This window comes from Ferrovibrio sp. (assembly GCF_025869515.1).
Lineage (GTDB): Bacteria > Pseudomonadota > Alphaproteobacteria > Ferrovibrionales > Ferrovibrionaceae > Ferrovibrio.
On sequence record NZ_JAOZVR010000112.1, the window covers coordinates 58,145 to 73,307 of the forward strand.

11 protein-coding genes are annotated in these 15,163 nt (G+C 63.3%); 10 read left to right on the forward strand and 1 reads right to left on the reverse strand.

The window, feature by feature from the left end:
• Positions 1-9: 9 nt before the first annotated feature.
• On the forward strand, positions 10-906 hold the full coding sequence (locus OJJ21_RS19815; RefSeq protein ID WP_297689099.1) for a LysR family transcriptional regulator: 897 nt from the start codon (positions 10-12) through the stop codon (positions 904-906).
• Here the strand turns inward: OJJ21_RS19815 and pgmG are convergent, their stop codons facing one another.
• Positions 907-2,319: a phosphoglucomutase/phosphomannomutase PgmG gene (pgmG, locus tag OJJ21_RS19820; RefSeq protein WP_297689101.1), complete on the reverse strand. Its 1,413-nt coding sequence runs from the start codon at positions 2,317-2,319 to the stop codon at positions 907-909.
• Positions 2,320-2,792: 473 nt separating this feature from the next.
• Between pgmG and OJJ21_RS19825 the strand changes: the two genes are divergently transcribed.
• From OJJ21_RS19825 to OJJ21_RS19865, 9 genes are all read left to right on the forward strand, one after another.
• Positions 2,793-3,326: a hypothetical protein gene (locus OJJ21_RS19825; protein ID WP_297689103.1), complete on the forward strand. Its 534-nt coding sequence runs from the start codon at positions 2,793-2,795 to the stop codon at positions 3,324-3,326.
• Entirely contained in the window at positions 3,259-4,071 is an 813-nt protein-coding gene (locus OJJ21_RS19830; RefSeq protein ID WP_297689105.1) for a response regulator transcription factor, read from the forward strand. The genes OJJ21_RS19825 and OJJ21_RS19830 overlap by 68 nt, the downstream gene beginning before the upstream one ends.
• Positions 4,072-4,147: 76 nt before the next feature.
• Positions 4,148-5,584 (forward strand): HAMP domain-containing sensor histidine kinase, encoded by a 1,437-nt coding sequence (locus tag OJJ21_RS19835; RefSeq protein ID WP_297689107.1) that lies wholly within the window; start codon positions 4,148-4,150, stop codon positions 5,582-5,584.
• A gap of 101 nt (positions 5,585-5,685) precedes the next feature.
• Positions 5,686-7,149: a mannose-1-phosphate guanylyltransferase/mannose-6-phosphate isomerase gene (locus OJJ21_RS19840; RefSeq protein ID WP_297689109.1), complete on the forward strand. Its 1,464-nt coding sequence runs from the start codon at positions 5,686-5,688 to the stop codon at positions 7,147-7,149.
• Positions 7,136-8,146 carry a UDP-glucose 4-epimerase GalE gene (galE, locus tag OJJ21_RS19845; protein WP_297689111.1) on the forward strand — a complete coding sequence of 337 codons (1,011 nt, stop codon included), beginning with the start codon at positions 7,136-7,138 and terminating at the stop codon, positions 8,144-8,146. The genes OJJ21_RS19840 and galE overlap by 14 nt, the downstream gene beginning before the upstream one ends.
• A 38-nt stretch (positions 8,147-8,184) precedes the next feature.
• Entirely contained in the window at positions 8,185-9,480 is a 1,296-nt protein-coding gene (locus OJJ21_RS19850; RefSeq protein ID WP_297689113.1) for an outer membrane beta-barrel protein, read from the forward strand.
• Positions 9,481-9,623: 143 nt separating this feature from the next.
• Positions 9,624-10,295 carry a polysaccharide biosynthesis/export family protein gene (locus OJJ21_RS19855; protein ID WP_297689115.1) on the forward strand — a complete coding sequence of 224 codons (672 nt, stop codon included), beginning with the start codon at positions 9,624-9,626 and terminating at the stop codon, positions 10,293-10,295.
• A complete protein-coding gene (locus tag OJJ21_RS19860; protein ID WP_297689117.1) occupies positions 10,295-12,577 on the forward strand; it encodes a polysaccharide biosynthesis tyrosine autokinase in 2,283 nt (760 codons plus the stop codon). Before OJJ21_RS19855 ends, OJJ21_RS19860 begins: the two co-directional genes overlap by 1 nt.
• Before the next feature lie 5 nt (positions 12,578-12,582).
• Complete coding sequence (locus tag OJJ21_RS19865; RefSeq protein ID WP_297689118.1) at positions 12,583-15,039, forward strand: glycosyltransferase; 2,457 nt, start codon at positions 12,583-12,585, stop codon at positions 15,037-15,039.
• The last annotated feature ends 124 nt before the right edge of the window (positions 15,040-15,163 follow it).

A 15,163-nucleotide genomic window follows, 5' to 3' on the forward strand; every position in this document is an offset into this window, starting at 1 on the left:
CGGACGCGGATGATCGACAAGCTGGAATTCCTGCTGGCGCTGGCGCGCGAGAAAAACTTCGGCAAGGCCGCGGAACAGTGCGGCGTCAGCCAGCCGACGCTGTCGGCCGGCATCAAGCAGCTGGAAGATTCGCTGGGTGTCATGCTGGTGCAGCGCAGTTCGCGGTTCCTCGGCCTGACCGCCGAAGGCGAGCGGGTGCTCGACTGGGCGCGACGCATCGTCGGCGATGCACGCGCCATGCGGCAGGAGGTGCAGGCGCTCAGGCGCGGTCTCGTCGGGCATCTGAAGATTGCCGCGATCCCGACGGCGCTGGCGATGGTGTCGGCGCTGACCACGCCCTATCGCGCCAAGCACCCGGAAGTGCGTTTCACCATCCTGTCGCGCACCTCGGTTGAAGTGCTGGCGATGTTGGAGAATCTCGAGGTCGATGCCGGCCTGAGCTATATCGACAACGAACCGCTCGGCAAGGTCCGGTCGGTACCGCTCTATGCCGAGCAATACCGGCTGCTGACCTCGGCAGACAGTCCGCTGGGGGACCGCGACACGGTGACCTGGGCCGAGGTCGGCAGGATACCGCTCTGCCTGCTGACGCCCGACATGCAGAACCGCCGCATCATCAACCGGCTGCTGCGCGAGGCCGGTGCGGAGCCGGAACCGACGCTGGAATCGAATTCGATGATCGTGCTGTTCTCGCATGTGCGCACCGGCCGCTGGGCGACAGTGATGCCGGAAAAGCTGGCCGATACGCTGGGGCTGACCGAACGGTTGCGCTCCATCCCGATCATAGAGCCCGATGCGGTGCATTCGATCGGCCTGATCGTGCCGAACCGCGAACCGATGACGCCGCTGACGGCGGCGCTGGTGGCCGAGGCCAAGCTGCTGGCCGCGGCCGGCACAGCCAGTTGATCACGCAGCCGTGCGCTCTTCACCGAGTGCCGAGGATATGACATCCGCTTCGACGCCACTGGCGCTCAGCTGTTCGCCCAGGGCATTTTTCAGCCGCGCCAGGCCGGCCTGGTCGTTGGCTTCGCAGCGCGCCACCAGCACATTCTGGGTGTTGGACGCGCGCAGCAGCCACCAGCCATCCGCCGTCTGCACCCGCACGCCATCGATATCGTTGACGGCGGCGCCGGCCGCCTGCAGCCGGGATTTCACGGAAGCCACGATCGGGAATTTATCTTCTTCGCTGCATTCGATACGCAGCTCCGGCGTATTCACGGTCTCGGGCAGGCGGTCGCGCAAATCGGCCAGACTGCGTGGCGAGCGCGCGACGATGTTGAGCAGACGGATGGCCGCATAGAGCGCATCGTCGAAACCGAAATAACGGTCGGCAAAGAAAATATGACCGCTCATCTCGCCGGCCAGCTGGGCGCCGGTTTCGCGCATCTTGGCCTTGATCAGCGAATGGCCGGTGCGCCACATGATCGGCTTGCCGCCCAGACGCTCCACCGCATCGAACAGGGTCTGGCTGGTTTTGACATCGGCGATGATGGTGGCGCCGGGCTGGCGGCGCAGGATTTCTTCCGACCACAGCATCATCAGCTGGTCGCCCCACAGCACGCGGCCCTTGTTGTCGATCACGCCGAGGCGGTCGCCATCGCCATCGAAGGCGATGCCGAGATCCAGCTTCTCGCTCAGCACGGCCCTGCGCAGTTGTTCCAGGGTTTCCGGCAGTGTCGGATCGGGATGGTGATTGGGGAAGGTGCCGTCGACCTCGCCGTTCAGCACGACATGGCGACCGGGCAGCCGCCTGGTCAGGCGTTCGACGATCGGACAGGCGGCGCCGTTGCCGGGATCCCAGGCCACCGAGAGCGGCCGGGCCAGATCGGCATCCTGCAGGATGCGCATGGCATAGCCGCCGGCGACCGAGCGCCGCAGCACCTTGCCGGCACCGCTGCTAAAGTTGCCGTCCCGGATGATGGCGCCCAGTTTCTGGATTTCGTCGCCATAGATGGTTTTGCCGCCGATGGTCAGTTTGAATCCGTTGTAATCGGGCGGGTTATGCGAGCCGGTGATCATCGCACCGGCATCGGCCTGCAGATGGCGTTCGGCAAAATACAGCATCGGGGTGGGGCCGAGCCCGACCGCCTGCACGTCCATGCCGGCCTGCCGCAATCCCTTGGAAAACGCGCGGCTGATCTGCGGCGAGCTGAGCCGGCCATCGCGGCAGAGCGCCACACTGCGTCCACCATTGCGGCGGACCAGGGTGCCGAAAGCCTGGCCGAGTGCATGGGCGGTGTCGAGATGGAGAGTTTTGCCGACGATACCGCGAATATCGTATTCACGCAGAATTCCGGGATCGAACTTTTGCTTGGCCATCGTCGTTATAATCTCCTTGTGCCTTGCCGCGCCGGAACTGGCGGAGCGCTGCAGTCGATATGGGATGGATGATGGAAAAGCCCGGCCGGTTTGTGTGTGGTAAAAGCGTGGCCTTGCGCCGCCTGCGATGAATTGGCAGCGCGGTGTGACTTTTCTGTGGTTCGGCCACAGGGCTGACGCGGGGAACTTGAAGCGCGTCAATGTGCTCATAGAATGAACCGCCTCCTGTTCACCGGTTTCGCGCATGCGGCTGGTGAACCGATCCTGTGCAGCATCGTTAGGAGCGGACTGACAGGTATTGCCCGGCCGGAACCACGGCCCGGGTTCGCTGAGGGGAAACTCGAGAAGGTGAAGCGACAGGCTGGAGCCTGGCGCAGAGAATTTTTAACGGATGCAGCCAGGCAGCCAATCATGGCGGTCAGGTCGCATGCCGGGAGGCTATGTGTGAGCAAAATGCACGACCGGGGCGCCATATGAAGGCCACTGCTGCCTGGTTCAGGCTCAGTCCATGCCTGCTGGTTCTTGGCGGTATGCTGACGGCCTGCGACGCGACAAAATGGCCGCTGGCGGATTACCAGTCGCCATGGCCGCCGGCACGTCAGACCGCCCATCGGTGGACCGCCGATTCCGTGCCGTCACGGCAGAAACCGGCAAGACCTGCGGCTGCCGCTCCGGCGCCGGCAAACGCTACGGGAAATACTTCGGGAAATCCTCTCGTCGCATCGGCCGTTGACTCCGTGCCAGCAACAACGGATGCCGCCCTGATCGGCCTGGACAGCGAGCAGACCAGGGCAATGCTGGGGCCGCCGAGAGAGGAAGAAAATCGCTCGCCCGCCAAAATCTGGCGCTACCGCACACCGCAATGCAGCCTGGACGTCGCGTTTTATCCCGATGTCCAGACGCATGAATTCCGTGTCCTGAACTATGAGGTAAAAGGCAATGACGGTACTGAACAGGGAAGACGCGACTGTATCGCCGGCCTACGCTCCGGCCTCCGCCCCCGATGACGCAGCGGCGCGCGGCGATGGTATCAAGGTCGTCCTGGTCGATGACGACGAGGATTATCGCGAGGCCGTCGGCGGTGAATTGACCGACCTTGGCTTTGAGGTGATCAGCCTGTCCGATGGCGGCGCCATGTTCGACTATTTCGCGGATGGCGGCAGCAGCGACGTGATCCTGCTGGACTGGCGGATGCCCGGTGCTTCCGGGCTCGACCTGCTCGGCCAGGCACGCCGCCGCGGCATCATGGTGCCGGTGGTGTTTCTCACCGGCATGCTGGCGGCATCCTATGAAAACGCCGCGCTGGATGGCGGAGCGCTCGACTTCGTCAACAAATCGCGCGGGGCGACCATTCTGGCCAAGCGGCTGAACCTGATCGTGAAGTCCGGCAAACGGCCGCCGGAACAACAGCAGGACGAGCTGATCGAATGCGGTGCGCTGCAACTGCGTCCGCAGATCAGCCGTGCTTTCTGGCATGGCGCTGACGTGAATCTGACCGTGGTGGAGTTCAACATCGTTCACCTTCTGGTGCGCAATGCCGGTGAGTATGTGACCTACCGCGCGATTTACGACTGCGTGCACCATGTCGGGTTCATCGCGGGAGCAGGCGAAGATGGATATCGCACCAATGTACGATCCTCAATCAAGCGCATCCGCAACAAATTCCGGACCGTCGATGACGGCTTCGGTGAAATCGAGAACTTCCTCGCCTTCGGATACCGCTGGCGCGGAGCCCCGGTCAGCGCGGAATGACGTAGTCTGGCGGGTACGCCGTCTCGGTGCCTCTCTGACGATCAAGCTCGTCGCCCTGATCGCGGTATTTGTTGCTTTGCCGATTGTCCTCTATGGGCAATTCGAAGCTGCGGATACGCAACGGCGCGAACTGGTCAGCCGCGGCATCCAGCAGCGCAGCTGGCTGATCGCGCAGGCCCTGGCGCCGATTCTTAATCGACCCGAGGGACCCCCGCATAAGTCGCTGAATGCCGAACTGCAGCGCTTCAACGACGAACGCACCCTGCTGAAGCTGATGTTCCGGCCTGGCAATTCGCCGAGCAGCGGAAATTTCTATTACATCGCCTCGGCGCCGGAATCGCGGCTCGACCAGATCGGTGCCGAACTGGAGGGGCTGGCGGATCGGGGCATTCTGCGTCAGCTCTCGGAGAGTTGCGCCTGGGACCGGCCGATCGACATTCGCTATCGACAGCCGGACGGGCATGAAGAGATTATGACCTCGGTGTTGCCGATTCAGTCGCGCTGGGGCTGCTGGGTGCTGATCTCGGCGCATCCGACCACCGAATTTCTCAATATCTCGATCGGGCGATCCTACTGGCAGACCCGTGAAATCCGCATTGCGGCGGCGATTTATTTCGCCTTCGCCCTGCTGGCGATCCTGATCGCGCTCAGCGTCTGGCGCAGCCTGCATCACTTTCGCAAGGTGGCGCGCGAAATCCGCCAGGGTCGCATGACGGAGTATTCTTTCACCGACCGCAATATCGTGCCGGAGCTGACCAGCGTCGCGACCGACTTCGATCACCTGGTGCGCGACCTGCGCAATATCGCGCAGGATATTCGCCAGACTGCGGAGGACAACGCGCATTCCTTCAAGGGTCCGCTCAGTACCATTCAGGCCTCGCTGGAACCGATCAGGCGAATCCTGCCGGAGGATAATCCCCGCGCCAATCGCGCAGTCGGCCTGATCGAGGCATCCCTCAGTCGTCTGAACATGCTGGTCAATTCCACGCAACGTCTCGATTTCAACACGGCCGATATGATCGACGCCCCGCGCCTGCAGATCGACCTCACCCGCCTGGTCGCCGATGTGCTGCTGCGCTATCGCGAGATCATGACCGAGCGGAATATCCGGCTGATCCGCATGCTGGAGGAAGACGCCACCATTCGCGCCGCGCACGGCGTGGTCGATATCGTTTTCGAGAATATCCTCGACAATGCCATCAGCTTCTCCTCGCCGGGCGGGACCATCGCCGTCTATTTGTTCCGCGAAGCGGATCGTATCCACCTGCATGTCGACGACGAAGGTCCCGGCATCGATCCGCGCAAGATCGAACATATCTTCGATCGCTATTTCTCGCAGCGACCCAAAGGCAGCCGCCAGATCGTTGCGGGCGCTCAGCAGAGCGCCAATCATGCCGGTCTTGGCCTGTGGATCGTCCGGCGCAATATCGAAGCCATCGGCGGCAGCATCAGCGCGGTCAACCGGATCGGCGGCGGTTTGAGCATTCGCATTGTTCTGCCATATGCACGCTGATTGCGGGCATTTTCCGCGCAGGCAAACACAGTTTGATCACTGGCCCGCGTAACGGGCCATCGACATAGTCGGTTGCAGTTTCTGTAGCCACGAGGTCGACCATGAACGCCGTTATCGAGTCGCGTCATACTCTCGAACAGGGTGCATTCCGCATTCATCCTGTAATCCTCGCCGGCGGCTCCGGCACGCGCCTGTGGCCGCTCTCGCGCTCGGCTTTTCCCAAGCAGCTGTTGTCGCTGGTTTCGGAGCGCAGCCTGCTGCAGGAAACCGTGCAACGGAACGGCGCCGATCTGGGATTTGCGGCGCCGATCCTGATCTGCAATGACGAGCATCGTTTCCTGATCGACGATCAGCTGCGCGAACTCGGCATCGAGCCGCAGCAGATTCTGCTTGAGCCGGTGGCGCGCAACACGGCCCCGGCGCTGGCAGCCGTCGCTTTCTGGCTGCTGGAGCGCGATCCCGATGCCATCATGCTGGTGCAGCCGGCCGATCATGCGATCGGCGCACCGGACGAACTGCATCGCGCCATCCAGGCCGGACTGACGGCGGCTGCGGCGGGACATCTGGTGACCTTCGGTATCCGCCCGGACCGCCCGGAGCCGGGTTACGGCTACATCAAGGTGGGGCCGCTGATGGAGCAGTCCGATCATGTCCGCCAGGTCGATCGCTTCGTCGAGAAGCCCGATGCGACAACGGCGGCGCAGTATGTCGAGAGCGGCAGCTATTGCTGGAACAGCGGCATCTTCCTGCTGTCGGCGCGGCGCTATCTCGAGGAGCTGCAGCGGCTGCATCCCGAGCTTCACGAGGCCTGCGCGCGCGCGGTCTACGAGGGGAAGGAGGATCTTGGCTTCTTCCGGCTGGATGCCGATGCCTTCGGCTCGGCAGCGGCGCTTTCGATCGATCATGCCGTGATGGAGCATACCCGCCAGGCTGCAGTGGTGCCGGTCGACATGGCCTGGAGCGACCTGGGGTCGTGGAAGGCGATGCGCGAAGCCAATCCTGCCGATCGCGATGGCAACGTGATCTGTGGCGATGTCGTGGTGCGGGATGCGCACAATTCCTATCTGCGCACGGAAGACAAGCTGCTGGCGGTGATCGGCCTCGACGATGTGGTTGTAATCTCCACCGATGATGCGGTTCTGGTCGCCAGGGCCGATCGGGTGGATGAGGTATCCCGCGTGGTCGACCAGCTGAAGCAGCGCAACCGCTCGGAGCCGGTGTCGCACAGCACCTGCTATCGGCCATGGGGCAGCTATCGCTCGGTCGATACCGGCGACCGTTTCCAGGTCAAACGCCTGACGGTGAAGCCCGGCGCCAAGCTGAGCCTGCAGAAGCACTATCATCGTGCCGAGCACTGGGTTGTGGTGCATGGTACGGCGCTGGTACAGCGCGACGACGAAAGTCTGCTGCTGCGCGAGAATGAGTCGGTCTATATCCCGATCGGCGCGGCGCACCGGCTGGAGAATCCGGGCAAGCTGCCACTGCACCTGATCGAGGTGCAGTCCGGTTCCTATCTTGGCGAAGACGATATCGTTCGCCTGGTGGACAGTTATGGCCGCTGCTGACCGCCCAACGATCCTGGTTACCGGCGGCGCCGGCTATATCGGCAGCCATGTCTGCAAAGCCGTCGCCAGGGCGGGCTACATACCGGTGACCTACGACAATCTCTGCGCCGGCCATGCCTGGGCGGTGCGCTGGGGGCCGCTGGAGGGCGGGGACCTGATCGATGCAGGCCGGCTCGATGAAGTAATGCGCCAATACAAGCCGGCAGCGGTGATCCATCTGGCCGGACTGATCGTGGTCAGCGAGTCGGTGAAGGATCCGGCGCAATATTATCTGAACAATGTGAATGGCAGCATCGGGCTGCTCGATGCGATGCGGCGCAACGGTGTCGAGCGGATCGTCTTTTCCTCCAGCGCGGCGGTCTATGGCGAGCCGGAGATCACGCCGATGCCGGAAACGCACCCGCAGCAGCCGTTGAATCCTTATGGCACCAGCAAGCTGATGATCGAGCGTGTGCTGCAGGACTATGCCCGTGCCTATAACCTGCATTCCGTTTCCCTGCGGTATTTCAATGCCGCCGGCGCGGATGCCAGCGGCGAGATCGGCGAGGCCCATCCGGTCGAAACCCATCTGATCCCGCTGGTTTTGGAAGCGGCGGCGGGGAAGCGCCATTCTGTCGCGATTTATGGTGACGATTATCCCACCAGAGATGGCACCTGTATCCGCGACTATATCCATGTCTCCGATCTGGCCGAGGCGCATGTCCTCGCCCTGCGCTATCTCGACAATTCAGTGGGGGCGCATGCCTTCAACCTCGGGAATGGCGCCGGAACCACGGTCCGCGAGGTGATCGATGTGGCGCGGCGCATCACCGGCGGCACGATCCCTGTGCGGATCGAGCCGCCGAGGCCGGGCGACCCGGCTATCCTGCTGGCCGACCCGTCGCGGGCCCGCCGGCTGCTGGGCTGGCAGCCCACTCAGTCGGGTCTGGAGCAGATGGTCTCCTCTGCCTGGGACTGGCATCAGCGGGTTCCCGTCCCGCAGCAGATCATGGTATAAGCGCCGAGGATTCCAGCAGATTCGGTGAGGCTCGGCCTATGCGACAGTTGATCGGGGGAACAGCCGCGATGTTTGCCGCGGCGCTGACCGCAGTTTCCATTTCCGCTCCCGTGCCGGTGCAGGCACAGACCCCGCCAAGAACCTCGCAGGATGTACAGACCCCGGCCGATGTCGAGCGGGGCGAGACCGTCATGGGGCGGCGGCGGCCTGACTATGATCCGGTCGGAGTCCGCATGGGCGGTTTTGTGCTTTATCCGGATCTCGGGCTGCAGGAGAGTTACAACAGCAATATCTTCGCCACTGCCGCCAACGAGAAAAGCGACTTCATCACTTCCATCGAGCCGAGCCTGGATCTGCGGTCGAACTGGAATAACCATGCACTGAACCTGCATGCCGATTCCCGCGTCGTGCGGTATATGGATTACGACGACGAGAATTTTAACGACTATACGCTGTCGGCCGATGGCCGGGTCGATGTGCTGCGCGATTTCCGCCTGTTCGGCGGTGCCGGCTACCAGATTCGCCACGAGCCGCGCTCCTCGCCTGATAACCAGGGCGGCACCGAGCCGACCGAATACAGCGTATCGAGTGCCAATCTCGGTGCCGAAAAGGAATTCAATCGTCTGTCCTTCCGCCTCGATGGCAAGGCGGAGCAGTATGAATATGACAATGTGCGTAATTCCGCGGGCACGGTGCTCGATCAGAGCGGCCGCGATCGCGACCAGTATGAAGTCGGCCTGAAGGCCGGCTACGAAATTGCGCCGCTGCGCCGGGTCTATCTGCTCACCAGCTATAACACGCGCGAATACGACAAGCTGACGGGTGGTTTCGATCGCGATTCGGACGGCTATCTGGTGGGTGCCGGCGCACAGTACGATCTCACCGGCCTGATTTTCCTCGATGCCTATGCCGGCTATCGCCGTCAGGATTACAGCGATGCCCGCCTGGGTGAAATCGATGGCTGGGCCAGCGGCATCAAGGTGACGTGGAATGTCACGCGGCTGACCACGATTACCGGCACGCTGGATCGCGATATCGAGGAAACCACCCTGTCGAATTCGCCGGGTTATTTCCAGACGCGCGCCGAGCTGCGCGCCGATCACGAACTGCTGCGCAACCTGATCCTCACCGCATCGCTGGGCTATCAGAACGACGATTTCCAGGGCATTACGCGGGACGACGATTATTATCTCGCCGGCCTTGGCGCCAAGTACCTGCTGAATCGCAACTTCACGCTGTCCGGCGGTTACGGTTATCGCAGCCGCGAATCCAATGTCGCAGGCAGCGATTTTGACGAGAATGTGGTGATGCTGCGGCTCAGCAGCCATCTCTGAGAGAACCGGCATTTTTGCCGGTTCGAAACCTCCGTTTGGTCACACCGATTCCGGCCGGCCGTTGCTAGCGTAAAGCTGCACGGCCGATCCCGGTCTCGCGCCGGTATGGCGCCGTGCACGCTGCAACAACCAGACGTGCCGCCATGCAAATCCTCTCGCAATTCCGCGCCTCGGGCGCGATTAAGCTTTTCGCCATCGCCTCCGCTTTGCTGACGGCTGCTCTGCTCTGTGGGCAGGCGGCAGCCCAGCAGGCCGCGCAATCGCCGGCGTCCCAACCGGTGATGCAGCAGGCTGCCGCAGGAGCGAACCGGGCGCCGCCATCCCAGGGTGTTGTGTTACCGTCGACGGCGGCGGAAGGCTATCGGCTCGGCTCCGGCGACCGAGTGCGTGTGACCGTCTTCGGCCAGCCGGAACTGACCGGCGAATTCGCTGTTGATGGCGGCGGGCAGATGTCCTACCCGCTGATCGGGCAGCTGCGCGCCGGCGGTCTGACAGCCGCCGAGCTTGAAAAGGCACTCATCGGAAAGCTGTCGCCTGACTACCTGAAAAACCCGAGCGTCAGCGTCGAAGTGCTGACCTACCGGCCTTTCTATATCGTGGGCGAGGTTCGCACGCCGGGCAGCTACCCCTTCGTCAGCGGTATGACCGTATTGAATGCCGTGGCGCTGGCGGGCGGTTTCACCTACCGCGCACGCGAGAGTTCCTTCTACGTCACCCGCACCGCAGAGGATGGCTCAAAAACCAAACTCGACACCGGTGCCGATGCAACCATCCTGCCGGGCGATATCATCACCGTCCGAGAACGGTATTTCTGATGGCTCTTCCCGATCGCATTCACCCGCAGGCGGCCCAGCCGCCCGTGATCTATGCCGCTCCTCCGGTCTACGTTCCTGCGCAGGGCAAGGATGCCGATTTTACCGACACCCTGCGCAGAATCTGGCGTCATCGCGGCACGATCCTTGTCAGCACTTTCATCTTCACGGCCATCGCCGTGCTGACGGCGCGCCAGATTCCGTCGCATTACATCGCCGATGCCAGGATTCTGGTTGGCGTGCCGGCGGCGCGGGCGCTGAATATCGAGGCGATTATCGCCGATATCAGCCCGGATGCGGAGCGCATCCAGAACGAGGCTTATGTGATCCAGTCGCGCGATGTGGCGCGGCAGGTGGTCGACAAGCTCAACCTGAAGGACAATGCGGAATTCAATCCGGCCCTGCGCCCCACGCCGGGCTGGCTGAGCCATCTCGATCCGATGCGTTATCTGCCGGAAGCGGTCCGGGCCTACATGCCAGGTCAGAAGGCGCCGGTGCAGCAGGAGGATATCTCGCCGCAACAGCGTGCCGAGCGGGAAATGAATGCGATGATCGACACGCTGCTGGCCAAGGTCGAGGTCACCACGCTCGGCCGGTCGCATGTGTTGAACATCGAAGCCCGATCCATCGCGCCGGATACCGCAGCCGCGGTAGCCAACGGTTTCAGCGAGGCCTATCTGGCGCGTCAGCGCAGCGACAAGGTCGCGGCCAGCGAAGAGGTGGAGAAATTCCTCGCCGACCGCATCGCCACCCTGCGCGAGCAGGTGGAGAAATCGGACCAGGCGGTCGAGATGTATCGCCGGCAGAACAACCTCTATCAGGGTGCCAGCGCCGGCATGACAGCGCAGCAGCTTACCGAACTCAACACCCAGCTGATCGTGGCCCAGACCGCCAAGGCCGAAGCGGATTCGCGGCTGGGCGAGGCGCAGGCGCTGCGCCGCAGCGGTGTCGACAGCCAGAGCGTGCCGCAGGTGCTGCAGTCTCCGGTGGTGCAGCAGCTCAAGGCACAGCAGGCGGAAGCCGACCGGCGTCTTGCCGACCTGTCCGGAAGTCTCGGGCCGCAGCATCCGCGCGTGGTCAGCGCCAAGGCGGAGATCAACGACATTCGCGGCAAGATCAATGCCGAGGTTGGACGCATCATCGGCAGCCTGCAGCATGAAGCCCGCACCACCACGGCGCGCTACGAGGCTTTGCGCAAGAACTTCGAGCGCCTGCAAGGACAGGCTGGCGGCGTGAATGAAAAGTCGATCCGCCTGAATGCGCTGGAGCGCGAGGCGACCGTCAACCGTAATCTGCTTGAGCAGATGATGGGCCGCGCCAAGGAAACCATCGGCCAGGAGCAGCTGCAGAAACCGAATGCCAAGCTGATCTCGGCAGCCGCACCGCCCACCAAGCCGGGCTTCCCGCCAAAGACCCTGATCGTTTTCCTGGGTGCTGTGGCCGGTGCGCTGGTCGGTATGGCCTATGCGCTGCTGCGCGAAGGCGTCGACCGCACCTTTCGGCGCAGCGACCAGCTCGAATCGCTGACCGGCCTGCCGGTGCTGGCGATGGTGCCAATGCTGCGAGGTGGCATGACGCCGATCGCCCATGTGCTGCGCAAACCGGTTTCCCCCTACAGCGAGGCCTTGCGCAAGCTGCATATCGGGATCGAGCTTTCCGAAGCCGCGCAATCGCCGAAGACGGTGCTGTTCGGGTCTGCGGTGCCGGGCGAAGGCAAGTCGGTGCTGGTGGCGTCTCTCGGTCGCATGCTGGCCAGCCATGGCCGTCGTATCCTGATGATCGACTGCGACTGGCGCAATCCGCGCCTGCACAAGTTGTTCCAGTGCCAGAATCGCAATGGCCTGGCGGAACTGCTGTGCGACCAGCCGGAAAGCATCGATGACTGTATCTTCACCGATACGCTGTCCGGAGCAGACATCATTCCGGCCGGTATCTTCTCGCCGCAGGCCATGCGCTATCTCACGACGGATCGCATGAAGCTGATCCTGCAGGCTTTGGCGCCGCGCTACGACATGATCATGCTGGATACGGCTCCGGTTCTGGTCGGCGCCGAGGTGCTGACCCTGTCGCGCATGGTTGACAAAGTGGCTTTCGTGGTGCGCTGGGGCGACACCAAGCGCGATGCGGTGATGGAGGCGCTGAAGGATCTGGTCGAGGTGCAGGCCGACATCGCCGGCCTGGTGATGACCCGCGTCGATTCCAAGGGCTATCGCAAGTATTCCTATGGCCAGCTCAATTACGAATACGACCGGCCGGTTCTGGCCAAGCCGATGGACTGGAGCTGAGGGCCGTGGGCCAGCAGCCGGAGGATCCGCGCGACCCGGTGCTTTTCGTGACGCAGCATTACAGCCCGGAGATGATCGGATCGGCGCCTTACTGCACCGATCTGGCTGAAGGGCTGGTGCGACGCGGGCGTCCTGTCACGGTTTTGACCGGCCTGCCGCATTATCCGGATCCGGCAGAATTCTCCGTCTTCACCGACGATCCGCCCGTGCGGCAGAAAATCGCCGGCGTGATGGTCGAGCGTCTGCACAGCTGGTTGCCCAAACGCCGCTCGGCGTTGCTGCGTGTGGCCGGCGAATTGATGTTCCTGCTGAGTGGTATCGGGGCGTTGTTGCGCCGCCGCGTGCGACGGCATGACGTAGTGATATCGCTGTGCCCATCGATTTTTGCAGTGCTGCTGGGGCTGCTGGCCACTACACGTGGCGGCCGCCATGTCGCCATGGTGCATGACATCCAGTCCGGCCTGGCGCAGGGTCTGGGCATTGTCCGTCTGAGCCTGCTGGTGCGCCTGATGCGTCTGGCCGAGCGGCTGATCCTCAATCGCGTCGATCTCATCCTGGTCCTGTCGAACGAAATGGCGGCCGCATTGCGCGGCATCGGCGTGGCAAGCCCGATCGAAATCCTGCCGATCTGGGTCGACGCCGAAGCGATCCGGCCATGCCCGATACCGGCTGACCAGCCGCCAACAGTGCTTTACAGCGGCAATTTCGGCCGCAAGCAGGGCCTGGACCAGCTGGTGGCACTGGCCGTGGCGCTGGCGGAACGACGCCCCGATGTGCGCCTGCTGCTGCGCGGTTCCGGCGGCGAGCGGGAAAGCGTCGCGGCAGCAATTGCTGCCCGTGGACTGGGCAATGTCAGGTTCGAGGATCTGGTGCCGCGCGAGCAACTCGCCCAGGCACTGGCGGTGGGCACATTGCATCTGGTGCCACAGAAGCCCGATGGCGCGGATTTTGCCGTGCCCTCTAAAATCTACAATATCATGGCAGCCGGCCGCTGCTTCGTGACCACTGCCCTGCCGGGCAGCGCCTTGTGGTCGCTGCAGGCGCAGACCGAAGCCTTCCTCTGCGTGCCGCCGGAGGATACGGCGGCCCTGGCTGATGCCGTGGCGGCGCTGCTGGACGATCCGGCCGGTCGTCAGGTCATGGCAGGACGCGGTCGCGCCTATGTGGAACGTCACCATACGCGCGATGCCCTGCTGGCCCGGATCGATGGCTGGTTGGTGGCATTATGTCGGGAAGGCAGCCTGCCCGGGCGCCCGCGCGACCTGCTGGTGCTGGAGCCTGACGGCGACGGGCATGCCGAGGAATGGTTGCGCCATCTGCTGATCCATCTGGGCGGCCAGAGCGAGGTCGAGCGAATCTGGATTGCGGTGCCGGAGGCTTTGCGCCAGCGCCTGAGCAACCATCTGCCGGTACATCTGCGTCACCGCATCGGGCTTCTGGCGCTGACACCAACCGAGCTGCACTATTGCACGCATCGCCGGCTGGCGATCAGCGGCATGGCGCGCTGGTGGGTGATGCGGCGCTATCTGATCCGTACCGGCGCCGAGATCGGTTATTTCCTCTCACTGGACCATCTGTCGCTGCCGCTGGGTCTTGGTCTGAGTGCGGGAACCCGCCGGTTGAGTGGTATTTTGTTCCGGCCCTCGGTTCATTACCACACGATCGGCGATTACCGGCCCGGTCTGGGAGAGCGCTTGCGCGACCGGCGCAAGGCGGCGCTGTATCGCGGCATGCTGCGCAACCGGGCCGTTGATACGGTGCTGACGCTCGATCCGTTCTTTGCCGAGTTTGCCGCCGAACATTATCCCGGCGGCGAGAAGGTAGGCGTGGTGCCAGATCCGGCCTTTCCTGCCGCTGCCATTCCGGCGAATGACGACCGTCTGCCGATGAATGTGCCGCAGGATCGCCATATGCTGCTGCTGTTTGGCGCGCTCACCGAGCGCAAGGGCGTGCTGCATCTCCTCGACGCCCTGCAACTGCTTCCGCTTGGTATTGCCGGGAAAATCGCCGTGGTGATTGCCGGCAAGGTCGCGCCGGATATCCAACGCGAAGTTGATATCAAGGCAGGGAGGCTGCGGCGCGAACGGCCGGACCTCTGGCTGCTGGTGGAGAATCGCTGGCTCGGCAGCCCGGAGATCGCTGCGCTGGTGCAACGCTGTGATGTGGTGCTCGCACCTTACCAGCGCTTTGTCGGTTCCAGCGGCGTTCTGCTCTGGGCGGCTCGCGCCGGCAAGCCGCTGCTGACTCAGGATTACGGCCTGCTCGGACGGTTGGTCCGCGATCACGCGCTTGGTCTGGCAGTCGATACCACCGATCCGCGTGCGCTGGCCGATGGAATCGCCCGCATGATCAAGCAGGGTCCGCATAGTCTTATGAATGTCACGACGGCTGCGGATTTCGTGGCGCAGCGCACGCCGGAGACGTTTGCAAACCGGGTCTTTGCAAGCCTGCGCCAGTCCTGACCAGTGAATGTGATCGTTCTGTTGCGCCGCAGTAGAGCGATCCCGGCATGGTCACAAGCCGTTGCAGAAAGCCTGTGCCACATCAGGCAGACACTCCAGGGCGGAGTCTTCTCTGCCCATGTTT